A 21,924-nucleotide genomic window follows, 5' to 3' on the forward strand; every position below is an offset into this window, starting at 1 on the left:
TGCGGTGTTATAGCCCTCGATGTGCGGGCTCGGCAGCATGGAGCCGAAGAAACCGCTGTCGGCTTTCTTCAATTCGCCGATGGCGTCGGTGCCATTAATGCCGATGCCGATGACGTTGGCCGCCTTGAAACCGGCACTTTCGGTGGCGCGCACGCCGCCCAGTACCGTGTTGTCGTTCATGCCGCCGATGATCAGGTTCTTCGCGCCGCTCGGCAGCTTGACCAAGGCCGAGTTGGTGGCGTCCATGCTGCCGGGTACGTCGAGGGTTTTAAGCGCGGCGGTGAGGATGTGATCCTTGGGAATACCGGCGTCTTCCAGGGATTTGATCGAGCCGTCGGTGCGCTTCTTGCCGGTGTCGAGTTCGTTGAAGGTGTTGATCACCGCATAAGTGTCCTTCCAGTCCCAGCCGCGTTTTTTCGCTTCGGCGGCCATGGCGGCTCCTTGTTTCTGGCCCACTTCAAACGCGGCCATGCCCAGGTACGGCACGTCTTCCATGAAGTTGCCCTTGGCATCGACAAAGCGGTCATCCACGGCCATGACTTTCAGGCCGTTGACCTTGGCCTTGGCGACAATGGCCGGGCCCAGGGACACGTCCGGTGGGCAGATCACAAAGCCCTTGGCACCGTTGGCGGCGAGGCTGTCGATGGCCGAGAGGGTTTTCTCGCCGTCGGGCACGGCGATCTTGATCACGGTGAAGCCATGCTCCTTGCCGGCTTTTTCGGCGAAAGCCCATTCAGTCTGGAACCACGGCTCTTCGGCCTGCTTGACCAGGAAGCCGATCTTCACTTCTTCAGCCGATACAAAGCCGCTGAACACCATCGCCAGCGCCACAGCGCCAAGAGTCTTCTTGAACATGAACCACCTCTTTCTTGTTATTGGAAAACGATTTAGTCGTGGTACATCACCGAACGCCCGCCATCGATCATCAGGCACGTGGCGTTGATAAAGGGTGCCTCGTCGGTCGCCAGGAACAGCGCGGTCATCGCCACCTCAATGGGTTGGCCGATGCGCTTGGGCGGGTGCAGGTCAAACGCGCGCTGGCGTTCGGCGCGGGGGTCGGGAAAGCCGTTCCAGTAGTCGACGTTAAGCTGGGTTTCGATATAGCCCGGGGCGATAGCGTTTACGCGGATCCCCTTGGGCGCGTATTCGATGCCCAGGGCGCGAGTGAGGCCGAGCAGGCCATGCTTGGCGACAGGATAAGGAAAGCAGCCGGGGATGATGTGGCTGGAATGGGTGGAGGCAATATTGATGATGTTGCCGATGCCCTGCTCGATCATGTGCGGCAGCACCGCACGGCAACCGTACCAGGCGCCATCAAGGTCGATGGCGAAACAGCGGCGCCAATCCTCGTCGGTCATTTCCAGCGGGTCGCGAAACACATTGACCCCGGCGCAGTTGACCAGTACGTCCACCCGGCCAAAGCGCTCGATGGCGAGATTGACCAGCGCCTGCCATTGCTCTTTGGAGGTGATATCTACAGGTTGTGCGCAAATCTCGGCGCCACGTTCGCGCCAACAGGCGGCGACTTTCTCGACTTTTTCACCCTGGATGTCCGCAATCACCAACCGCGCCTGCTGGGCCTGGAAGCAAGCCACGATCGCCTCGCCAATGCCTTGCGCAGCGCCGGTGATGATCACCACCTTGTTCTTCAGCCGCTCGCCGTAAGTCGGCTCGGGCACGGCAGGTAGGGACAACGGTTGTGCCTGCATCGCTTCACCTGTTTTATTTTTGGTAGTGAGTGCTGATGCAGGCGACTATAAACCCAGACCTTGAAATATCTCAATATATAAATTTGCATCCCATATTGTGAGCGAAAGCAAAAAAAACCGGCCATTGATAGCCGGTTTGGAATGTCGGTCAGCCTTGGGCAAAATCCCTCAGCGCCTCGCCTTCCATGCGATAGCGCACCCACTCCTCCTGAGGCTGGGCACCGATGGATTTATAGAAGGCAATCGCTGGTTCATTCCAGTCCAGCACGCTCCACTCGAAACGCCCACAGCCGTTATCGCAGGCGATCTTCGCCAGGTGGCGCAACAGCTTCTTGCCCGCTCCGCCGCCGCGTTGCTCCGGGTTGATATACAAGTCTTCCAGGTACAGGCAGTTGCTGCCCAGCCAGGTGGAGTAGCTGAAAAAGAACACGGCAAAACCAATCGGCAAACCGTCGCGCAGGCAGATCAGGCCATGGGCGGTAGCGCCCTCGCTGAACAGGCTGCGCTCGATATCCACCACGCTGGCGATCACTTCGTGCCGGGCTTTCTCATATTCGGCAAGCTCGGTGATGAAACTCAGGATCTGCGCAGCATCGCTGGGTACGGCGGGGCGAATCTCGATGGTCATGGGCGCGCCTTGGGCAATTTCAAAGCCCACATACTAAGGCGGTTTGATGACCGATTGCAGCGCAATTTCATGCCGACCGAAGTGTTTTTACTCCGCCCCAGAGTAATGCCAGCACCAGTAATCACAGAACAATCCCCATGAGCGCCCATGGTAAACAAGCGGCATAATTCCAACATTCAGGTCCTGCTCATGCCCACCACGTCTGCAGTTGGCGCGAAGACATTCGCGCTGTTCTGCCTCGCCAGTTTCTTATTGTCGCTGTCCTACGGCTCGACCTTTTTGCTGTCGCTGCTGATTCATTCACGCGGCGGCAACGAGCACGACGCCGGCAGTATCATTGCCACGGCAATGCTCAGCACTTTTGTGGCGGTGGTCGTTTCCGGGCACCTGGCGGATGCGCTGGGCGCAGCGCGAGCGATTGCGGGCACGGGTGTAATGCTGGTGGTGGCCTGCCTCGGGTTTGCCCTATCCCCCGGGTTTGGCCAGGGCCTGATGCTGTTCGGGTTATCCCTGGGCTTGGGCTGGGGCGTGTTCTATACCCTGGGGCCGATCATCGTGACGCTGCTGGTGCAACCCCAGCAGCGCGCCAAGTATTTTGCCCTGCTGTCCGGCAGCATGTTGAGCGGGATCGGTTCCGGCCCGTTGCTGGGGCGCGCCGCCACCGCGCTGGGCTTGCCCCTGACGACAGCGTTCTACATTGCCGGGTTGGCCAGCCTTGCCGGGGTTGTGATGTTCTGGCGCATGGGCGCGCAGTTCAAACAGCACGCAAACGTGCCGGCGTCGAAGATTACCTGGACAGCAAGCCGCCGCGTGCTGACGTCCAAGGCAGCGTTCGCGATCTTGATGGTCGGCCTGGGTGGCTGCGTGTTTGGTGGGTTGTCGTCATTCCAGACCAGCTATGCGCTGGCCCATCAGCTGGATTATTCACTGTTCTTCGCAGGTTTCCTGACTGCTGCGATTACCAGCCGGCTGTTGATCGCCGGCTTTGTGGTCAAGCGTGATGCCTATCAGGCTGCGTGCGTATTGTCCGGCGTCATGTTTGGCGCGGTTGCGCTATTCGCGTTCGGGGTGAGCGGTAACTTCAGCTATCTGGTGGCTGCCGCCACGCTGGGGGTCGGGTATGGCCTGACGTACTCGGTGATCAATGGGCTGGTGGCCAATGAAGCACCCAGCGGCACCATGTCCCAGGCGTTATTGCTGTTCAGCCTGGCGTACTTTATCGGCGTCTTCGGGTTTCCATGGCTCGCGGGCAAAATGATTGTCGAATTCGGCCTGTCGACGATGCTGTTGAGCGTACTGGTCATCGCCGCACTGAACTGGTCGATCACCGTGGCGCGCTTGATCGTGCGGCGAGTATCGATACATAAAGTGATACAGGTGAACTGATACCGTTCGTCGCCATCAAGGCACGAACAGCAAAGGGTGGCTGACCAATAAAGGGTAAGGACATTAATCATATGGAGACACCCTCATGAAAAATTCCAAATTTGCTGCCCTCGCCCTCACCGGCCTGCTGTCCGCTGCGTCCCTGAGCGCCTTTGCGGCGACTTCGTCGACCGGCCCCACCGACCCGACGCCCGACGCGACGACTGAATCGCAGAAATCCATGGGCACTGGCCTGGATACAAACGGCGGCGCGATCATCGACAACACCAACGGCGCCGACCCTCACACCCAGGGCCATGATACCCAGCGCCAGGCCCCGGCTGCGGTCGGTAACGGCAAAATGGGCCCCTCGGTCAATGAGCCGAAGATCAATAAAGGCGACGACTCGAATCTGCCAGGTGCACCGAAACAACCAGCGCCTTGATACATCCCTGGCAACACCGACACCCGATCATTTCCCAGTGAAGAGGTTCGCATGAACGTCGATAGAAACCTTGAAAAAGAAGTCCTCACCCGCCTGCTGCACGCTCATCCCCAGGGCTTGGGCAAGGAGGTACTGGACAACTACCGCGGTGAGAAAGAAGTCGCCAGTGTCTTGGCGTTTCTGCAAGACCGCGGGCTGATCAAGGATGGGCATGTGACCACCGACGACGCCGGTGAATACTCGTTGAACCTGCCGATCAAGCTCACCGCCTCGGGTGTGGATGAGGCCCGCAAGCTCGACGGGGGAGGCCCTCGGTAAGTCATTTCTGGTCTGGCCCTGCGACCGGGGCCAGAAGGAGTTTTAGCGATGCCTCGTGGAAGCAAAGCCAAATACACCGCCGAACAGAAACGCAAGGCCGCTCATATCGAAGACAGTTATGAGCACAAGGGATTGTCCAAGGAAGAAGCCGAAGCCCGGGCCTGGGCCACCGTCAACAAGCAGTCCGGCGGCGGTGAAAAGGCCGGCGGCTCGGGCCAGCATAAAGCGCCGGCGAAGAAATCCCAGGACCGGCAGGAGTCGGCCAAGCGTGCGGCAGCTAGCCGTGAGGGGCACCCGCGCAGCAGTGGGGCTTCGTTGGGTACGCAAACCAAGGAGGGCCTGATGAAGGAGGCGCGAGCCAAGAACATTCCGGGCCGCTCGACCATGCGTAAACATGAATTGATCCAGGCGTTGAAAAAAGCAGGCTAAACATAGATTCAAAATGTGGGAGGGGGCTTGCCCCCGATTGCAGTGGGTCAGCTATAGATGAACTGGCTGATACACCGCTATCGGGAGCAAGCCCCCTCCCACATTTTGACGTGTGTTTATTCCCTGAGTAGTGCATCGACCTCGGCAGTGGCAGGTGATGTGGCCGGCCCCCAACGCGTCACCGCCAACGCCGCCGCAGCATTCGCTCGACGCGCCGCCTCGACAGGTTTCAAGCCCTGCGCCAAGCCGGCAATAAATACCCCTGCGTGCGCATCCCCCGCACCGTTGCTGTCGACCGCTTGCACCTTGAAACCGGGTACATGTTCAATTTCAGCCGTGCGCCCTACCCAGCAACCATTGGGCCCATCACGTACGACCAGCAAGGTTTGCGCAGGCAGATGTCGACTCAACGCAGGCAACGCCGCGGCGATCTCAGGGGCACCGGTAAACGCCAGAGCTTCCGGGCCATTGCTGGTCCAGATATCGATACGTGGCAACAACGCACGCATCAAGACTGAATCCGGCGCCTTGACCAGCGGTCCAGGATCGAACACCACTACGATCTCTCGCGGCAGCGCCAGCAGCCAGTCGATCAACGGCTGCGCCTTGCCCTCAAGGAGCAGGCTGTAGCCACTGACGTACACGTAGTCATCGGCGAGCGGGACGATCCTGGCCAAATCTTCGGCACTCAATTCGCCTTCGGCGCCGATATGGGAAATGAACGTACGCTCAGTGGTGGCCTCGGTCAGGGACACACACAAACCAGTGTCCTTCTCGTTGCTCGCAGTCAATGCCATTTCAATCTTTTCAGCCTGCATCGCGGCGCGAGCCAAGTCACCAAACCGGCCATTGCCGTGGCGCCCAAGGTAGACCACCGACATCCCATTGCGCCGCGCCGCCGCCATGACGTTGAAGCCACCGCCCGCTTCGAAACTGGCAGATTTGGCCAGTACGTCACCGCCAGTTGCCGGCAGGGTGTCGAGGGCCATGACCAGGTCGACAATGACCTGGCCGGTATGCAGCAATCTAGGCATGGGTACCCTCTACCAAAGCCGGGCGACGATCAGACGCGCCGCCCAGTACCGCATAAAGGCCGCCTGCGACCAGGAAGGTAACGACCCAGCCCAGGCCGTTGTGGCCCAACCAGGAGTCGGACAGCGGCCCGGCGAACCAGATATTTTGCGCGGTGGTGCCGATGGTGGTGAAGCAGAACCCCAGCACGATAGCCACGGCCCAGGCGCCGAAGGCACGCCACTCCACACCGCCGCGATACCAGTAAGCGCTGCTCGGACTGACATCCAGCAAGTCCTTGGGGCTGTAGTAATGCCGGTGTATCAGGTCGACCACGAAGATCCCGACCCACGCCGTAATCGGCACCGCCAGCAACGAAATGAAGGTGATGAACGGGCCATAGAAGCTGTCGGCGATCAGCATGAAATAGATGGAACCGGCGAAGATCGCCACGATATCGACAATCACCGCGTGCACGCGCTTGACCTTCAGACCCAGGGTCAGGGTGGTAAGGCCGGCCGAATATACCGACAGATTGTTCGACAGCAACAGCCCGCCGAATGCGGTGATCAGGTAAGGCACCGCCATCCAGGTGGGCAGCATGTCGCGGATCGCGATGATGGGGTCGGTGGCCGACGCCAGGTCGTCGTTACCCACCGACAGCAGGCCACCAAGGGTAATCAGCAACACCAGCGGGATGCCCGCGCCAAAGGCGGCGCTGGCCACCAGGCGCACAGCCTTGACGCTGCGGTGCTGGTAGCGCGACATATCGGCACCGGCGTTGGCCCACCCAATGCCGGTGCCGGCGGCCATGGTGCCGACGCCGATGATCATCGCGCTCAACGGCGCAGGTGTGGCATTGAACACCGCGCTCCAGTCGATAGTGGCACACAGAAAGCCGCCCACCAGGATATTCAAACCGCCAAATACATAGGTGGCCCACTTCTGGATCACCAGCAGCGTGGCGTGGCCGAGGCCGGATACCGCCAGGGTCAGCAGTACAAAGATGGCGATGAAGATCAACGTGAGTACGGGGGCGCTTTTCGCCTCTACCGCCGAACCGAACAGGATCGAACACAAGGACAGCAACACAAAGGCGGCCGTGGTGGTGTTGACGGTTTCCCAACCCAGGCGCGACATCAGCGAGACCACCGTCGGGCCGATATTGCCGCGTACGCCAAAGATAGCGCGGGATAACGTCAGGCTGGGCGCGCGACCACGGCGGCCGGCGATGGAGATGATGCCCACTACCGCGAAGGAACCCGCTGCGCCAAGGATTGCGACGATGATCGCCTGCCAGATGGCCAGGCCCCGAAACGCGACCAACGTTGCGCCGAGCGGCAAGCCGAGGATGCTGATATTGGCGGCAAACCATACCCAGAACAGTTGCAGCGGATGGCCGTTGCACTCGCCTTCCGGGACCGGCTCGATACCGCGTGTTTCCAACTGCCCGGCGCTTTGGCCACTAGAGGTGCTGCTCATGAAGGGGTGCTCCTGGTGCCTGTATTGTTGTGGTTGTGGCAGCGAGTCGAATCTTTATGCAGTCTTCCTGACTCAACGCTTTTTAATGTGGGAGCTGGCTTGCCTGCGATTGGGGTGTGTCAACCAGCCCAGCAGCCACTGGAAAACCGCTGTCGCAGGCAAGCCAGCTCCCACATTTAGTTCCGTGTTTATCGCAAGGCCAATAACGCTTGGACCAGCGGCTGCAAGTCCAGGCCATTGACCTGCTTGACCTGCTCGATCAGCGCCTCTGGCCAGCACTGCATCCCCAGGCACGCGCCGAGCATGGCCCCCAGGATCGCGGCGATCGTGTCGGTGTCGCCCCCCAGGCTGGCGGCCAGGCACAGTGCTTCGAAGGCATTCATATCGCCGGACGCGACTTGCTGCGCCAGGGCGAACGACACCACCACCGACTCCTGCGAGGCAACAGACGTCCCGATCAATTCGTAGAGCAAATCGGCAAACAGGGCCTTGTCATCGCTGCCGACACTCAGGGTGCGGGCCCAGCTGATGCGGGTGGAAATGCGTCCACCGGCCACCCAGTGGCCATGGCTTTCAGCCTGCTGGGCAATCTGAATGCCGATGTTCAAGGCTTCGCCCAGGTCCACGCCAGTGATACCGGCGGAGACCACCGCCGCCACGGCCGCGGCACTGGAGATACCCAGGCTGGTGTTATGGGTGACCTGGCAAGCCTGGATCACCGCCTGGATAAACGAGGCTGTCTCGCTGACATCGGCGGCGATGCCCACCGGGGTGATGCGCATGGCCGCACCATTGGTGGTGCCGTAGCGTCCGGACTCTTGCGGCGTATGGCCAGCAAGGATCATATCGATCGCCCGTTTGGTCGACGGCCCGAGCAGGTCCTGGGAACCCTTGGCGCGCATTCCCGCTTCCCAGTCGATCAGGCGCCGGGCAAGCACGGCAGGTTCGATCCGGCCTTGGCCTTGCACCAGCAACTCAGCGACCAGGATGGCCTGCTCGGTGTCATCGGTAATGGAACCGGCGGGCATGTTCGGTGCGATAGGCTGGTCGGCGTCGGCGTCTTCCAGGGCGGTGATGGTTCCGAAGCGCGCTTTCACCTGTTCGCGGCTCAAGGATTGTGTGGGCATACCCAGGGCGTCGCCCAGGGCCAAGCCGTAGAAGGCACCGAGTGCGCGGTCTTCCCGGGTCATTTGGCGGCTCCAAACTGCAGATGCAGGCGAAAGTGCAGCGGGTCGAGCAAACTTTCGACATGCTCCATGAAGCGTTCGCGACGGTCGTAGGTGGTGCGCGAAGCTTTGAGAAATACCGTGCCGGTAGCGCGCCCGAGCAATTGAGCATCTTCATCGCTCAGGGGCTCGGCGCCGATCCACTGGTCGCCTTCGGCGCCCACATAACCGTAGGCCGCCAGGGTGATGGTCAGGGAATCATCGATCAGGCCAATGCGGGGCAGGCTTTCCAGGCCGCCCACTGCGGGCATCAACGAACGCTCCAGAGACACCGCAACGCCATTGGCCGTGTTCCGGCGGCGATCCAGGGCAATAAATTGATCGGTGCCGAAACGGCTGAACAGGTCCGGGCGCGTCACGGCTTCGAAACGCAGCACGTCGGTGCTCACCTGAGCCCCCGTGTCGGCCAGGGCCTGGGCCCAACCGCTGCGTTGGTCGAGGACCATGCCATCAAAGGTGACGATGGAGCCGACACCACTCTGGGTGGCGATATAGTTACGGCGCTTGAGCTCGGCCAGCGCCTCGCGCAACGTGCCACGGCTGACCGCAAACTCCTCGGCCAACTGGTGCTCACCCGGCAATAGCAAACCGTCGGCCATGACCCCGCCTTCGATACGGCGGATGAGCTCGTCGACGACGCGTTTTTTCTTATCAAATCGAACATGTCTAATCATGTACAAATTGATAACCGAAAGCAGGCATTTACAGCAAGGAGATTATTTCAGGGTGAAGGCAAAATCAGCCTCAGGGTTCCAGGCCGATGGGGAAAAACTCCCCTGCACTCCATACGCCAAGCCAGTTCTGACCGTTGATCGGACGAGTCACCGCCAGCTCCACCAATTGGTAGAACACGTTGCGATGCACGAGGGCTTCAAGGTTGGTGCGAACTCGCACGTAGGGTGCAGGTTCCTGGGTGACAGAGTCCGTCACCACCCGCAACGGGTATTCGAGGCCGGCCTCGACCTGCTCGTCGACATTGGTGGTAAAGCGCAATACCTGGCTTTCGCCCTGCCCTTGCACGTCCAGGGTTACCGCCACAAATGGCGCATCGTCAACGCTGATGCCGACTTTTTCTACCGGCGTCACCAGGAAATAATCATCGCCGTCTCGGCGCAGGATATTGGAAAACAGTTTGACCATCGGCTTTCGCCCGATGGGCGTGCCCTGGTAAAACCAGGTGCCGTCGCGGGCGATGCGCATGTCGATGTTGCCGCAGAAATCCGGGTTCCACAGGTGCACCGGTGCCGGCCCCTTGCCCTTGGGCAGTTGGGCCAATAGGTCATTGGCCTTGGCGGAATCGGTCATGGGGCTTCTCCTCAGGTCTACTGATTGCTCATGCCCAGCAAGCCTCGGGCGTATTGCGCCAGGGGGCGGGCAATCAGATCTTGTGGCGATGTGTCGTGGAACGTCAGTAAACCGCCACGACTGCGAATACGTGCAGTATCAATCAAATACTGGGTGCTGGTCTCGATCAACATGACCTGGATCACACCGCTGTCCAGCCCCAGGCGGTCCAGAGCTTGCTGGTCGGTCCACTCATCGGCATTGCCGATACGGTCATCGGCTGCCGCAAAACGGCAATACAGCAGGTAGTGAGCCCCCGCCTCGCGGGCTTCGGCCATGGCCTGCTCGAGACCTTCGGGTTGGCGGGCACGACGGACCATGGGGAAATATTCGACGAAACCGTTGAACGCTTCCTCGGCGACCACGTTGGGTCGCGGGTACGCGCTGCCCGGCGGCACGAAGGCGCCCTGGGCGATAAATACAAAGGAATCCGGCTGTATGCGCACCGAGGCCGTACGCCGGGTGTCGCTATGGTCCAGCAGCCCGGCATCGCTCATCTGATAGCGAGTGCCTTCGGCCATATCGCTGACGGTCATACAACCACTCAGGGCCAACGCCGCCAGCAGTAAAACCAGACTACGCATCCTAATCCTCCAGAAGCCGGTGACGGAAAACCGGCGAATGGGCGTGAGATGCAGGTTCTGCGCCAGCTTGAAGGACAACACGTTGAGGCATGCGCGACCTTAGCCGCCAATGATCTTCATGATTGTCGCGCCGCCCGAAAAGGCCACTTCCTGCTTGTCGCCCAGCGCCTTCATCAACAAGCCCTGCAAGGCCGGCAATGCCTGATGGCGCGGTTGATCAAGCAAGTCACCGACGTAGTGGCGATTGCTTGAGGACAAGCAACCATGCAGCCAGCCCGTGGAGGACAACCGCAACCGCGAACACGTACGACAGAACGGTACACTTTCGTTGGCGATCACGCCGAAGAAGCCTTTGCCCGGTACTTCGTAGCGTACGGCGGTAGCGTCAACGGGCGCGTTGGCTTGCAGGTATTCGTGGCGCTCACCGATCAGGCTGAGCAATTGCTGCAAGCTGACAAATTGCTGGAGGAACGCGTTGGAGTCTTTCGCCAGGTGCCCCATGCGCATCAATTCGATAAAGCGCAACTCGTACCCACGCTCCAGGCAGTAATCAAGCAGAGGCATCACCTGATCCAGGTTCTGGCCACGCAATGGCACCATGTTGACCTTGATCTTGATGCCGGCCGCGCTGGCCTGGTCCATACCATCGAGCACGGTGGCCAGGTCGCCGCCACGGGCGATGCTGCGAAAGGCATCGGCATCCAGGGTATCGAGGGAGACATTGATACGCCGAATGCCGGCATCCACCAGCAACGGCAGTTTGCGCGCCAGCAATTGGCCGTTGGTCGTGAGGCTGATGTCGCTGAGGCCCATTTGCCCTACCGCGTCCATGAACGCTTCCAGCTTGGGGCTCACCAGCGGTTCGCCGCCGGTAATGCGCAAGCGTTCGATGCCCGCCGCTTCAATCAGGTAAGCCACGCCCCGGGCCATGGCCGCGGCCGAGAGTTCGTCCTGGGCAGCCACCAGCCGCTTGCCGTCAGGCACGCAGTAGGTACACGCGTAATTGCAGGCTGAGGTCAGGCTGATCCGCAAATTGCGAAAACGCCTGCCTTGACGATCAACGATCATGGATCACTCCGGCAGAAGATAATTCGGGCGCACTAAAAACTGACTCATAAATCAGCTTTTAGCAAGGTCCTTGCCTGAGTATATTCCTGGGTTAATACCCCTGGCAGTAAATCATTGCCCCATCACTACGGCGAATAACTTACGTAGCCGGGGTCTCATCACCTTTTTCAGGGCCAGGCAGTTCAGTGCTGTGCTTGCGCTTGTTGCCCATGCGCACGCCGATGTCCATCAGGAACTGGAAGAAACCTTCCTGGTCCTCCAGCACATTGCTCCAGAACGGCGAGTGATACAGCGCCACGGCGCCATGCACCAGGGCCCAGGCGGCGCAGTAGTGGAAATACGGCGGCACGTCTTCAAGCTTGCCCTCACTGATACGCCCCTTGATCAGCAGGGTCAGGCGTTCGAAGTTCGAGGCGCGGATCTTGTGCAGCTCCTCGACCATTTCCGGCACCTGGTGCCCCTTGACCACCTTCTCTTCCAGGCGGTCGAACAGGCGGTAGCGCTGCGGGTCACGCATACGGAACTCGAAGTAAGCGCGAGACAGCGCTTCCTTGTCCTTGTCGACATCGGCCGAGTGCAGCAGCTCGTTCAAGTCGCGCTCGTAGTCGAGCATCAGACGCAAGTAGATCTCGGCCTTGGATTTGAAGTGCTTGTAGATGGTGCCCTTGCCGATACCCACGGCATCCGCAATCATCTCTACCGTGACGCTGTCTTCGCCCTGTTCGAGGAATAACTTGAGTGCGGTGTCGAGAATTTCCTGCTCACGGCGGCGAAACTCACGGACCTTACGGGGTTCTTTGTGCATGAGGAAGAAGTCTGCAAAGGTCGGAATAGGGAGGGTTGCGCAGGGCCACAGATACGTGGCGATACGATTTACCCGATGCGAGGGATTATCCCGACTGAACGGTCGTTGGGCAATGTCTATGTGAACCCGCGATGCACTTAACTTTCAATACGCCAACGTTTTTATCGATATCAGTCAGAAATAGACGCACCACCTGAAGCTGCCCACCTGCTCAATGAGAACTCAAGCTAAGCGGGCGTATTCCAAATCTGTTTAAAAAACGATCAGATCTGACTGGACTGAATCGGATACTGATCAATACTTCAACTGTCGCCGCGACATCTCCCCCAAGTGACGCGACGACCTGGGTACCGACGGACTGCGTGCCCTTGTTTTACTCCTAATGGTCTTAGCCCGGATTCACCCCCCAGAACCCGGGTTTTTTTTGCCTGCGATTCAGCCGTACTATCCGGCTACATGGGCCAACGGAAACAGGCGTTTGAAGTTTTCGGTGGTCTGCTCGGCGAAGCGCTCGTACGACTCGCCGCGCAGCATCGCCAAGTAATCGGCCACGTCACGCACATATTCAGGCAGGTTTGGCCTGCCGCGATGGGGAATAGGTGCCAGGTACGGCGAGTCGGTTTCCACCAGCAGGCGATCGGCTGGCACTTGGCGAGCCACGTCGCGCAGCGCGTCGGCGTTGCGAAAGGTGACGATACCCGACAGGGAAATATAGAACCCCAGGTCCAGAGCAGCCTTGGCCATGTCCCAGTCTTCGGTAAAACAATGCAACACACCGGCCTGCGGCAGCGCGGCTTCGCGCAGCAAGGTCAAGGTATCGGCGCGGGCACCCCGGGTGTGGACGATCACCGGCTTGCCGGTCTGCCGGGCGGCTTGCAAGTGCAGGCGGAAAGAGGCCTGCTGCAACTCGGCGGCTTCAGGCTCGTAGTGGTAGTCCAGGCCGGTTTCGCCAATGGCCACCACCCGTGGATGGTTGAGTTCGCCCAATAGCCAATCCAGAGCCGGGGCTTCGCCGGGCTTGAGGTCCAGCGGGTGGATGCCCACCGAGCAATCCACATCGGCGTAGCGATCAGCCAGGGCTTTGACGTCACCGGCGTTTTCAGCGCTGACGCCGATGCACAGAAAGTGCCCTACCCCACGCTGGCGTGCAGCTTCAAGGGCGGCGTCGAGGGAACCGCCGTGCTGGGCAAGGTCAAGGCGATCAAGATGGCAATGGGAATCTACGAGCATAGGAAGTCAGGGCTTAATTCACGAAAAGGGTCTGGCCAACCATACACCTGTCGGCCCCGGAAATTAACGGCGCCCGAGCAGGCCAACCCACTGCACCAGCAGCGCCTCAAGCAACAGCACGCGGTTGAGGTTGGCCTTGCCGAGTACCTTCTGGCGCTGAGCAAGAATCCAGTCCTGGATGTTCAGCACTTTGTCCTGGGCACTTTTCTGCGCGAGGTATTGCACCACCTTGCGCATATCCGCCAGGCCAAGGCCGTTTTCATCCTGGGTCAGTTGGTAGCGCAGGATCAGGCTGGACCAGTCGCAGAACCAGTCGAACAACAGCAGCAGGGGAATATCCTTCCAGGCGCTTTCGGCCAGTTGCGTGGCGGACAGCTCCTGCTTGAGCAGCTTCTTCACACTCTCCACAACCAGTGCCCGTTGCTCACGCACGCCCTGGGCTTGCAGCTTCACAGCTGCCAGGGGTGAACCGGCCGCCAGGGTCAACAGCTCGACCTGTTCCTGCTCGGTGCACTCCGGCAACGCCTGCGCCAGCCATTGCAGGCTCATGGCCTCGCTCGGCAACGGGCACGCCTGCTGTACGCAGCGGCTGCGAATCGTCGGCAACAAACGGCTGGACTGATGGCTCACCAGCAACAGCACGGTGTCGCCGGACGGTTCTTCAAGGCTTTTGAGCAAGGCGTTGGCGGCGTTGATGTTCATCGCCTCGACTGGCTCGATCAGCACCACTTTGCGCCCGCCCATCTGCGCGGTCTGCACTACGAAGCTGACGAGGTCGCGTACCTGGTCGACCTTGATCGCCTTGTCGGCTTCCTCGGGCTCCAGCACATAGTTGTCCGGGTGACTGCCAGCCTTGAGCAGCAGGCAGGATTTGCACTCGCCACACGCCTGCAGATTGACCGGGTGCTGGCACAACAGGCTAGCCATCAAGCGCTCGGCGAGGTGACGTTTACCGATGCCCACGGGCCCATGCAGCAAATAGGCATGGGCGTGCTGGGCACGACCGGCCAGTTGCTGCCACAGGCTGTCCTGCCACGGGTAGGACTCAGCCACGAGTGCGCTCCAGCAGAGTCGGCAACAGCGCATCGATGGCCTGTTGCACCTGGTTCAACGGCTGCGCCGCATCGAGCAGGTGATAACGCGCCGGCTCAGCCTTGGCGCGCTGCAGGAAAGCGCTGCGCACCGCGTCGAAAAATACCGGGCCTTCCAGTTCGAAACGATCCAGGCGACCGCGAGCGCTGGCGCGGGCCATGCCCACTTCCACGGGCAGATCGAACAGCAGGGTCAAATCCGGACGCACATCGCCCTGTACGAAGGTTTCAAGGGTGGCGATACGCTCTACTGACAAGCCTCGGCCACCGCCCTGGTAGGCGTAGGTGGAATCCGTGAACCGATCACAAATCACCACGGCGCCGCGTGCCAGCGCGGGGCGAATCACTTCGGCCAGGTGTTGGGCTCGGGCGGCAAATACCAGCAGCAGCTCGGTGTCCGGGTTCATTGGCTCATCACCCGGGGCCAACAGCACTTCGCGTATACGCTCGGCCAGCGGCGTACCGCCCGGCTCGCGGGTCAGCACCACTTCGACGCCCTGCGCACGCAGGCGCTCGGCCAGGTAGTCGCGGTTCGTGCTTTTACCGGCACCTTCCGGGCCTTCCAGGGTAATAAACAAGCCAGTCACAGGCAGTCCTTAGTCAGAGTCATTGCGGGCTTTGCGGCGCGGTACTGTCCGGCGCGGGCTCAATCGGTGCCTCGGCAGGTGCGGTTGCATCTTCCAGCGGTTTCACCACCGGCGCCGGGCTGGAGCGGTAATCGCCACGCCGCTTGAGCTGGAACTCGCGCACGGCGGCATTATGGGCATCCAGGTTATCCGAGAAAATATGGCTACCGTCGCCACGGGCGACAAAATACAGGCTGCTGCCCGGCACCGGGTTCAGCGCTGCATGGATCGCCTCGCGACCGACCATCGCAATAGGCGTGGGCGGCAGGCCGGCGATCATATAGGTGTTGTAGGGGTTGGCTTCCTTGAGGTGGGCGCGGGTCAACTTGCCGTTGTAGCGCTCACCCAGGCCGTAAATCACGGTGGGATCAGTCTGCAGCATCATGCCGATCTTCATGCGGCGCACGAACACACCGGCAATCTGCCCACGCTCTTGCGGCACGCCGGTCTCCTTTTCCACCAGGGACGCCATGATCAGTGCCTGATAAGGGTCGGTGTACGGCGCATCGTCGGCACGCTTGCTCCACTCCTGGGCGAGCACATCGTCCAGGCGGTTGTAGGCTTTTTTCAGGAATTCGACATCGGTCATGCCGCGTACAAAACGGTAGGTGTCAGGGAAGAAACGCCCTTCCGGAAACTCACCCGCATGGCCGAGCTTGTCCATCACTTCGCTGTCAGTCAGGCCAGGAAGGGTCTGAACGATTTTTTCATGCTTGGCCAGGGCGGTGCGCACCTGGCGGAAATTCCAGCCCTCCACCAGGGTCAGGCTGTATTGCACCACCTCGCCGCGCTGCCACAGGCCGATCAAGCCTTCGGCAGTGAGGCCGGGTGTCATGCGGTATTCGCCGCTGTGCAGTGGCTGGCCTTCAAGGTTGAAGCGCCAGTACAGGCGTAACCAGAATGCATCGTCGAGTACACCGTCGGCTTCCAGACGATTGAAAGTACCCGTCGGGGTAGCGCCAGCCGGCACGTCGAGCAACTGCTCCTGGGGCAGCTTCAGGGGCTGCTTGAGGGCAGAGTCGAGTTTCCAGGCCGAAAAGCCCACGAGCAACGCTGCCGAGACCAGGCTGATCTGCAGCAGTAACACCAGTTTTCGTATCAACTCAAATATCCAATAGCGCGCGAACAATACCCTGCAGTTTACGGGTGAGCGGCCCAACCGGCCAGCTCATCGCAGCGCATCCACGCACCGGCCAAATGCCATATACGCTGTTGCAGACAAAGACTTCATCGGCCTGCTGCAACTGCTCAATATTGATGTCGGCCACGACCACCGGGACGCCCAGCGCATGTGCCTGGGCCAGCAGTTCGGCGCGCATCACCCCGGCCACGCCGCAACGGGTCAGATCAGCGGTTAGTAACAAGCCGTTGCGCACCAGGAACAGGTTGCTGAACACGCCTTCGATCACCCGCCCGGACATATCCAGCATCAGGCCTTCGGCATGTTCGGTATCTTGCCATTCGGCACGGGCGATCACTTGCTCCAGGCGGTTGAGGTGCTTGAGACCGGCCAGCAGCGGCTGCTCAGCCAAGCGCGTGGTACAGGGGAACAGGCGGATGCCTTCGATTGCATGGGCGGGCGGGTAAATAGCGGGCGCACTGCCCTGCAAGATACGACGCACCGGGGCGCCAGGGTTGATGCCATAACCGCGCAGGCTGTCGCCACGGGTGAGGATCAACTTGAGGACACCGTCACCCAGCGCGGCGGCGAAGCCAAGCACTTCGTTGCGAATCAACCCGTGATCGGCCACCAGTGCCAAGCGCCTGCAACCCTCTTCCAGGCGTTGCAGGTGACGGTCGAGCAGCAACGGCTGCCCGGCCTTGACGGCGATGGTCTCGAATATCCCATCGCCATACGCCAGGCCACGATCTTTCAGGGGCACGCTGCCCGCCGGCTGACCGTCGACCCAGCTGTGCATCACTCGGCAAACCGGCGGAACACCAGGGAGCCGTTGGTGCCACCAAACCCGAACGAGTTGGAGATCACCACGTCGATCGGCATCGGTTGCGCTTCGTGGGGCACGAAGTTCAGGTCGCAGCCTTCGTCCGGCTCATCAAGGTTGATGGTCGGCGGAGCGACCTGATCCTTGATCGCCATTACACTGAAGATCGCCTCGACCGCGCCCGCCGCACCCAACAGGTGGCCGGTCATGGACTTGGTGGAGCTGACGGCCAGCTTGTAGGCATGTTCACCGAACACCGACTTGATGGCTTCAGCTTCCGCCAGGTCGCCGGTCGGCGTCGAAGTACCATGGGCGTTGATGTACTGCACCTGGTCAGGGTTGACCTTCGCATCGCGCAGTGCATTGGTGATGCAGCGCGCAGCACCGGCACCGTCGGACGGTGGCGACGTCATGTGATAGGCATCGCCGCTCATGCCAAAGCCGATCAACTCGGCGTAGATGGTGGCGCCACGCGCCTTGGCGTGCTCCAACTCTTCCAGCACCAGGGCACCGGCGCCGTCAGACAGCACGAAGCCATCACGGCCCTTGTCCCACGGACGGCTGGCTCGGGTGGGCTCGTCATTGCGGGTCGACAACGCACGGGATGCACCGAAGCCACCCATGCCCAGGCCGCAGGCGGCCATTTCAGCGCCACCTGCGATCATCACATCCGCTTCGTCATAAGCGATGTTGCGCGCCGCCATGCCGATGCAGTGGGTGCCCGTGGTGCACGCCGTTGCGATGGCGTAGTTAGGCCCTTGTGCACCCAGGTGGATGGACAGGAAGCCGGAAATCATATTGATGATCGAGCCGGGCACGAAGAACGGTGAAATTCGACGCGGGCCGGAATCGTGCAGCGTGCGGCTGGTTTCTTCGATATTGGTCAAACCGCCAATCCCCGAACCCATGGCCACGCCGATGCGGTCACGGTTGGCGTCGGTGACTTCCAGGCCGGCGTTGCGCACCGCCTGAAAACCGGCTGCCAAGCCGTATTGAATGAACAGGTCGAGCTTGCGGGATTCTTTGATCGAGAGATATTCCTCGACATTGAAGCCCTTTACCGAGCCGCCAAAACGGGTGGAATAGGCAGAAAGGTCTGTGTGTTCGATCAGACCAATACCACTGCGGCCAGCCAGAATGCCCTGCCAACTGCTCGGCACATCCGTACCCAGTGGCGACAACATACCCATACCGGTGACTACGACGCGTCTACGCGACACAGCACTCTCCTTTTTCTAATGACGACACTTCGATTCGCAGCTTACTTTTCATCACCGCCTAAAGAAAAAACCGCACGCCGTTACAGCAGTGCGGTTTTTCCCTGACAGCAAGCGACGACTACAAACTATTACGCCTGGTGGCTGGTAACGTAGTCGATGGCAGCTTGAACAGTAGTGATTTTTTCAGCTTCTTCGTCCGGGATTTCGGTCTCGAATTCCTCTTCCAGAGCCATCACCAGCTCAACGGTGTCAAGGGAATCGGCACCCAAGTCTTCTACGAAGGAAGCAGTGTTGACCACTTCTTCTTCCTTAACGCCCAGTTGCTCGGCAACGATTTTCTTGACGCGCTCTTCGATGGTGCTCATACCTTGTTTAACTCCTAATGGACAAATTCAGGCAGCTGGCCAGTGGGTAAGTGTATAGAAAGCCATTTCAGCTTTTCAACTGAAAGCTTCACCCTGTACCCGGTCGGCCACCTGCCTATAAATTAAGTTGCAGCTTTATAACGGATTTTAGACAGCTCGTATGACATTTTTTTGAAGCGATCCGTCACAATTTAACTCATGTACATCCCGCCGTTCACCGGGATTGTAGCCCCAGTCACGTATGCCGCACCGTCGGATGCCAGGAAAGTGACCACATTCGCGATCTCTTGAGCCTGGCCCAGACGGCCCAGCGGAATCTGCGTCAGCAACGCTTCACGCTGTGCTTCCGGCAGTTCGCGGGTCATATCGGTGTCGATGAACCCTGGGGCCACCGAGTTGACCGTAATCGACCGCGAACCGACTTCACGTGCCAGTGCACGGCTGAAACCTTCCAGACCGGCCTTGGCGGAAGCGTAGTTTACTTGGCCTGCGTTGCCCATGGCACCCACTACGGAGCCAATATTGATAATTCGGCCCCAACGCGCCTTGGTCATGCCGCGCAAAACACCCTTGGACAGGCGGAACAGACTGTTCAGGTTGGTATCGACCACGTCGTACCACTCGTCGTCTTTCATGCGCATCATCAGGTTGTCACGGGTGATACCGGCGTTGTTCACCAGAATCGCCGGCGCACCGAACTGTGCAGTGATCTCGGCCAATACGGCAGCCACGGACTCATCGCTGGTCACATTCAGCTCAAGGCCGGTGCCCTGCACGCCGTTTTCCTTCAGGGTCGCGGCGATACGCTCGGCGCCCGAGGCGGAAGTGGCGGTGCCGATCACAACGGCGCCCTGACGGCCCAGCTCCAGGGCGATGGCCTGGCCAATGCCACGGCTAGCGCCGGTAACCAGTGCAACTTTACCTTGCAGACTCATGCAGGCTTCTCCTAAGTACGGGATTCAGGCCAGTGCCGCGCGAGCGGCAGCGAAGGCTTCAGGGGTATTGAGGTTGGCGGTCGACACACCGTCGGCGCAGCGCTTGTTCAGGCCGGCCAGGACTTTGCCCGGGCCGCACTCGACCAACTCGTTGGCGCCGTTGGCAGCCAGGGTCTGGACCGATTCAACCCAGCGCACCGGCTTGTACAGTTGCTCCAGCAGGTCGCGCTTGAGGGTGTCGAGGTCGGCAGCCACGGCCGCGCTGACGTTCTGCACCAGCGGGATCTGCGGCGCCTGCCAGTTGATGGCCGCGATAGACTCGGCAAAGCGCTCGGCAGCCGGGCGCATCAGTTCGCAGTGGGACGGCACGCTCACCGGCAACGGCAGTGCACGCTTGGCACCCCGGGCCTTGCAGCCTTCGATGGCGCGCTCAACAGCCGCCTTGGCGCCGGCGATCACCACCTGCCCCGGGGAGTTGAAGTTCACCGCGCTGACCACCTCACCTTGCGCCGCTTCGGCGCAGGCCTCGATTACCACCGCATCATCCAGGCCCAGGATCGCGGCCATGCCGCCCTGCCCGGCCGGAACGGCTTCTTGCATCAACTGGCCACGACGCTCGACCAGCTTGACCGCTTCACCAAGGGTCAGACTGCCCGCCGCCACCAGGGCGCTGTATTCGCCCAGGCTGTGCCCGGCAACAAATGCCGGACGCGCCCCACCTTCTGCCAGCCACAAGCGCCACAGGGCGATCGAAGCGGTCAGAATGGCCGGCTGGGTTTTATCGGTTTGATTGAGCTGCTCTTCCGGCCCCTGCTGGGTCAGCGCCCACAGGTCGTAACCCAGGGCATCGGAAGCTTCCTTGAAGGTATCCAGGACCAGCGGGTATTGCGCGCCCAGCTCGGCCAACATGCCGAGGGACTGCGAACCCTGCCCTGGAAAGACGAATGCGAGGGATGTAGACATGTAACAAGCCCCTAATGATCTGGTCGTCAAAAATGCGCACTCCAACGGTGGGAGCGCGCGAAACTGACAGATTGGATGGTCAATTGAACTGGCCGGTCACATTTAAGCACTCCCGGGCCAATTCGCCTAAGGCAACAGATCCTCAAGACGGCCGTGCAGGCGTTGCGGCAGGCTTTCCTGTATCTCGATCAACGCCCGCGCAATCGCACTTTGAAACCCCTGCACGCCGGCCGAGCCGTGGCTTTTGACCACAATGCCCTGCAAGCCGAGAAAGCTCGCACCGTTGTGCCGTGCCGGTGCCAGGTCGGCCTGCAAGCGGCGCATCAACGGCAGCGCCAGGGCACCGACCATGCGCGATACCAGGCTCTGCTTGAACAAGGCTTCGATACGCGTGGCAATCATGGTTGCCAAGCCCTCGCTGGACTTGAGCAGGATGTTGCCGACAAACCCGTCACACACCACCACGTCGGCTTCGCCACGGTACAAGCCGTCACCTTCGACAAAACCTATGTAGTTCAAGCCCGGCGCGCCTTGCAACAACGTGGCGGCCAGCTTGACCTGCTGGTTGCCCTTGATGTCCTCGGTACCGATATTCAGCAGGGCGACCCTTGGCCGGGCTACGCCCAGCGCTTCGGCGGCCACCGAGCCCATTACGGCGAACTGCAACAGGTGCTCGGCACTGCAATCGACATTGGCGCCCAAGTCCAGCAACTGGCAATAGCCCTTCTGCGTCGGGATCGCCGCCACCATCGCCGGGCGGTCGATACCCGGCAAGGTCTTGAGCACATGCCGCGACAAGGCCATCAACGCCCCCGTATTACCCGCACTGACACAGGCTTGCACCTTGCCATCACGCAGCAGCTCAAGGGCCACACGCATTGAAGAGTCGGGCTTGCCGCGCAAGGCTGCGGCCGGCTTTTCATCCATGCCGATGGTTTCGCTGGCAGGGGTAATGGTCAAGCGCGCGCGATCCACCGCCGGATGGCTGGCAATCAGTTCTTCAAGAAGGGTAGGTTGACCGACGAGGGTCAGGTGCAGCGAGGGCGTAGCAGACAGGCTGGCAATGCAGGCCTGAACAATGCTGCGGGGACCGAAGTCCCCGCCCATTGCGTCAATCGCGATGACTTGGGCAGACAA

At 60.6% G+C, this 21,924-nt stretch carries 25 protein-coding genes; 4 read left to right on the forward strand and 21 right to left on the reverse strand.

Annotated features, from left to right (window positions below):
* The 3 genes from E4P00_RS08405 to E4P00_RS08415 form a co-directional block, all read right to left on the reverse strand.
* On the reverse strand, positions 1–855 hold an 855-nt coding region (locus E4P00_RS08405; protein WP_248131157.1), incomplete at its 3' end, for a substrate-binding domain-containing protein.
* Positions 856–887: 32 nt separating this feature from the next.
* Positions 888–1,709, reverse strand: coding sequence for an SDR family oxidoreductase (locus E4P00_RS08410; protein ID WP_078822087.1), 822 nt, complete (start codon positions 1,707–1,709; stop codon positions 888–890).
* Between the two features lie 148 nt (positions 1,710–1,857).
* Positions 1,858–2,337: a GNAT family N-acetyltransferase gene (locus tag E4P00_RS08415; protein WP_005790497.1), complete on the reverse strand. Its 480-nt coding sequence runs from the start codon at positions 2,335–2,337 to the stop codon at positions 1,858–1,860.
* Positions 2,338–2,526: 189 nt separating this feature from the next.
* Between E4P00_RS08415 and E4P00_RS08420 the strand changes: the two genes are divergently transcribed.
* The 4 genes from E4P00_RS08420 (at position 2,527) to E4P00_RS08435 (ending at position 4,894) form a co-directional block, all read left to right on the forward strand.
* Positions 2,527–3,723 carry an MFS transporter gene (locus E4P00_RS08420; protein WP_248131159.1) on the forward strand — a complete coding sequence of 399 codons (1,197 nt, stop codon included), beginning with the start codon at positions 2,527–2,529 and terminating at the stop codon, positions 3,721–3,723.
* An 85-nt stretch (positions 3,724–3,808) separates the two neighbouring features.
* Positions 3,809–4,147 (forward strand): hypothetical protein, encoded by a 339-nt coding sequence (locus tag E4P00_RS08425; protein ID WP_005790501.1) that lies wholly within the window; start codon positions 3,809–3,811, stop codon positions 4,145–4,147.
* Positions 4,148–4,198: 51 nt separating this feature from the next.
* Positions 4,199–4,465 carry a hypothetical protein gene (locus E4P00_RS08430; RefSeq protein ID WP_248131161.1) on the forward strand — a complete coding sequence of 89 codons (267 nt, stop codon included), beginning with the start codon at positions 4,199–4,201 and terminating at the stop codon, positions 4,463–4,465.
* Between the two features lie 48 nt (positions 4,466–4,513).
* Positions 4,514–4,894 (forward strand): hypothetical protein, encoded by a 381-nt coding sequence (locus E4P00_RS08435; RefSeq protein ID WP_032879873.1) that lies wholly within the window; start codon positions 4,514–4,516, stop codon positions 4,892–4,894.
* Between the two features lie 116 nt (positions 4,895–5,010).
* Here E4P00_RS08435 and E4P00_RS08440 read toward each other — a convergent pair whose 3' ends face one another.
* The 18 genes from E4P00_RS08440 to plsX form a co-directional block, all read right to left on the reverse strand.
* Positions 5,011–5,928 (reverse strand): PfkB family carbohydrate kinase, encoded by a 918-nt coding sequence (locus tag E4P00_RS08440; RefSeq protein ID WP_103735499.1) that lies wholly within the window; start codon positions 5,926–5,928, stop codon positions 5,011–5,013.
* Positions 5,921–7,387, reverse strand: a complete 1,467-nt coding sequence (locus E4P00_RS08445) for a cytosine permease (RefSeq protein ID WP_032879870.1) — start codon at positions 7,385–7,387, stop codon at positions 5,921–5,923. The genes E4P00_RS08440 and E4P00_RS08445 overlap by 8 nt, the downstream gene beginning before the upstream one ends.
* A 188-nt stretch (positions 7,388–7,575) precedes the next feature.
* The gene (locus E4P00_RS08450; RefSeq protein ID WP_248131163.1) at positions 7,576–8,577 is read right to left on the reverse strand and encodes an ADP-ribosylglycohydrolase family protein; all 1,002 of its coding nucleotides are present in this window, start codon (positions 8,575–8,577) and stop codon (positions 7,576–7,578) included.
* Positions 8,574–9,287, reverse strand: a complete 714-nt coding sequence (locus E4P00_RS08455) for a GntR family transcriptional regulator (RefSeq protein WP_248131165.1) — start codon at positions 9,285–9,287, stop codon at positions 8,574–8,576. Before E4P00_RS08455 ends, E4P00_RS08450 begins: the two co-directional genes overlap by 4 nt.
* Before the next feature lie 70 nt (positions 9,288–9,357).
* Entirely contained in the window at positions 9,358–9,918 is a 561-nt protein-coding gene (locus tag E4P00_RS08460) for a DUF1285 domain-containing protein (RefSeq protein ID WP_248131168.1), read from the reverse strand.
* Between the two features lie 17 nt (positions 9,919–9,935).
* Positions 9,936–10,541 carry a DUF4823 domain-containing protein gene (locus tag E4P00_RS08465; protein WP_005790515.1) on the reverse strand — a complete coding sequence of 202 codons (606 nt, stop codon included), beginning with the start codon at positions 10,539–10,541 and terminating at the stop codon, positions 9,936–9,938.
* A gap of 99 nt (positions 10,542–10,640) precedes the next feature.
* Positions 10,641–11,609, reverse strand: coding sequence for a radical SAM protein (locus E4P00_RS08470; RefSeq protein ID WP_005790516.1), 969 nt, complete (start codon positions 11,607–11,609; stop codon positions 10,641–10,643).
* A 139-nt stretch (positions 11,610–11,748) separates the two neighbouring features.
* Positions 11,749–12,414 carry a TetR/AcrR family transcriptional regulator gene (locus E4P00_RS08475; RefSeq protein ID WP_032879867.1) on the reverse strand — a complete coding sequence of 222 codons (666 nt, stop codon included), beginning with the start codon at positions 12,412–12,414 and terminating at the stop codon, positions 11,749–11,751.
* Between the two features lie 444 nt (positions 12,415–12,858).
* Positions 12,859–13,644 carry a TatD family hydrolase gene (locus E4P00_RS08480; RefSeq protein WP_216091981.1) on the reverse strand — a complete coding sequence of 262 codons (786 nt, stop codon included), beginning with the start codon at positions 13,642–13,644 and terminating at the stop codon, positions 12,859–12,861.
* A gap of 63 nt (positions 13,645–13,707) precedes the next feature.
* Complete coding sequence (locus E4P00_RS08485) at positions 13,708–14,697, reverse strand: DNA polymerase III subunit delta' (RefSeq protein ID WP_248131170.1); 990 nt, start codon at positions 14,695–14,697, stop codon at positions 13,708–13,710.
* Entirely contained in the window at positions 14,690–15,322 is a 633-nt protein-coding gene (gene tmk / locus E4P00_RS08490) for a dTMP kinase (protein WP_032879864.1), read from the reverse strand. Before tmk ends, E4P00_RS08485 begins: the two co-directional genes overlap by 8 nt.
* Before the next feature lie 19 nt (positions 15,323–15,341).
* Positions 15,342–16,463, reverse strand: a complete 1,122-nt coding sequence (gene mltG / locus E4P00_RS08495; RefSeq protein WP_032879863.1) for an endolytic transglycosylase MltG — start codon at positions 16,461–16,463, stop codon at positions 15,342–15,344.
* Position 16,464: 1 nt separating this feature from the next.
* Entirely contained in the window at positions 16,465–17,280 is an 816-nt protein-coding gene (pabC, locus tag E4P00_RS08500; RefSeq protein WP_032879862.1) for an aminodeoxychorismate lyase, read from the reverse strand.
* Entirely contained in the window at positions 17,280–18,524 is a 1,245-nt protein-coding gene (fabF, locus tag E4P00_RS08505) for a beta-ketoacyl-ACP synthase II (protein ID WP_005790527.1), read from the reverse strand. Before fabF ends, pabC begins: the two co-directional genes overlap by 1 nt.
* A 128-nt stretch (positions 18,525–18,652) precedes the next feature.
* Entirely contained in the window at positions 18,653–18,889 is a 237-nt protein-coding gene (acpP, locus tag E4P00_RS08510; protein ID WP_003175607.1) for an acyl carrier protein, read from the reverse strand.
* A 191-nt stretch (positions 18,890–19,080) separates the two neighbouring features.
* A complete protein-coding gene (fabG, locus tag E4P00_RS08515; RefSeq protein ID WP_005790544.1) occupies positions 19,081–19,824 on the reverse strand; it encodes a 3-oxoacyl-ACP reductase FabG in 744 nt (247 codons plus the stop codon).
* A gap of 24 nt (positions 19,825–19,848) precedes the next feature.
* Positions 19,849–20,787, reverse strand: a complete 939-nt coding sequence (gene fabD / locus E4P00_RS08520) for an ACP S-malonyltransferase (protein WP_032879861.1) — start codon at positions 20,785–20,787, stop codon at positions 19,849–19,851.
* 126 nt (positions 20,788–20,913) lie between these two features.
* Positions 20,914–21,924 (reverse strand): phosphate acyltransferase PlsX, encoded by a 1,011-nt coding sequence (gene plsX / locus E4P00_RS08525; RefSeq protein WP_248131172.1) that lies wholly within the window; start codon positions 21,922–21,924, stop codon positions 20,914–20,916.

This window comes from Pseudomonas sp. B329 (genome assembly GCF_023127835.1).
Lineage (GTDB): Bacteria > Pseudomonadota > Gammaproteobacteria > Pseudomonadales > Pseudomonadaceae > Aquipseudomonas > Aquipseudomonas synxantha_A.

Bases quoted from the DNA above. Each gene is read 5' to 3' on its own strand.
- E4P00_RS08410 (WP_078822087.1), bottom strand. From the start codon at position 1,709: ATGCAGGCACAACCGTTGTCCCTACCTGCCGTGCCCGAGCCGACTTAC.
- E4P00_RS08415 (WP_005790497.1), bottom strand. From the start codon at position 2,337: ATGACCATCGAGATTCGCCCCGCCGTACCCAGCGATGCTGCGCAGATC.
- E4P00_RS08420 (WP_248131159.1), top strand. From the start codon at position 2,527: ATGCCCACCACGTCTGCAGTTGGCGCGAAGACATTCGCGCTGTTCTGC.
- E4P00_RS08425 (WP_005790501.1), top strand. From the start codon at position 3,809: ATGAAAAATTCCAAATTTGCTGCCCTCGCCCTCACCGGCCTGCTGTCC.
- E4P00_RS08430 (WP_248131161.1), top strand. From the start codon at position 4,199: ATGAACGTCGATAGAAACCTTGAAAAAGAAGTCCTCACCCGCCTGCTG.
- E4P00_RS08435 (WP_032879873.1), top strand. From the start codon at position 4,514: ATGCCTCGTGGAAGCAAAGCCAAATACACCGCCGAACAGAAACGCAAG.
- E4P00_RS08440 (WP_103735499.1), bottom strand. From the start codon at position 5,928: ATGCCTAGATTGCTGCATACCGGCCAGGTCATTGTCGACCTGGTCATG.
- E4P00_RS08445 (WP_032879870.1), bottom strand. From the start codon at position 7,387: ATGAGCAGCACCTCTAGTGGCCAAAGCGCCGGGCAGTTGGAAACACGC.
- E4P00_RS08450 (WP_248131163.1), bottom strand. From the start codon at position 8,577: ATGACCCGGGAAGACCGCGCACTCGGTGCCTTCTACGGCTTGGCCCTG.
- E4P00_RS08455 (WP_248131165.1), bottom strand. From the start codon at position 9,287: ATGATTAGACATGTTCGATTTGATAAGAAAAAACGCGTCGTCGACGAG.
- E4P00_RS08460 (WP_248131168.1), bottom strand. From the start codon at position 9,918: ATGACCGATTCCGCCAAGGCCAATGACCTATTGGCCCAACTGCCCAAG.
- E4P00_RS08465 (WP_005790515.1), bottom strand. From the start codon at position 10,541: ATGCGTAGTCTGGTTTTACTGCTGGCGGCGTTGGCCCTGAGTGGTTGT.
- E4P00_RS08470 (WP_005790516.1), bottom strand. From the start codon at position 11,609: ATGATCGTTGATCGTCAAGGCAGGCGTTTTCGCAATTTGCGGATCAGC.
- E4P00_RS08475 (WP_032879867.1), bottom strand. From the start codon at position 12,414: ATGCACAAAGAACCCCGTAAGGTCCGTGAGTTTCGCCGCCGTGAGCAG.
- E4P00_RS08480 (WP_216091981.1), bottom strand. From the start codon at position 13,644: ATGCTCGTAGATTCCCATTGCCATCTTGATCGCCTTGACCTTGCCCAG.
- pabC (WP_032879862.1), bottom strand. From the start codon at position 17,280: ATGCACAGCTGGGTCGACGGTCAGCCGGCGGGCAGCGTGCCCCTGAAA.
- acpP (WP_003175607.1), bottom strand. From the start codon at position 18,889: ATGAGCACCATCGAAGAGCGCGTCAAGAAAATCGTTGCCGAGCAACTG.
- fabG (WP_005790544.1), bottom strand. From the start codon at position 19,824: ATGAGTCTGCAAGGTAAAGTTGCACTGGTTACCGGCGCTAGCCGTGGC.
- fabD (WP_032879861.1), bottom strand. From the start codon at position 20,787: ATGTCTACATCCCTCGCATTCGTCTTTCCAGGGCAGGGTTCGCAGTCC.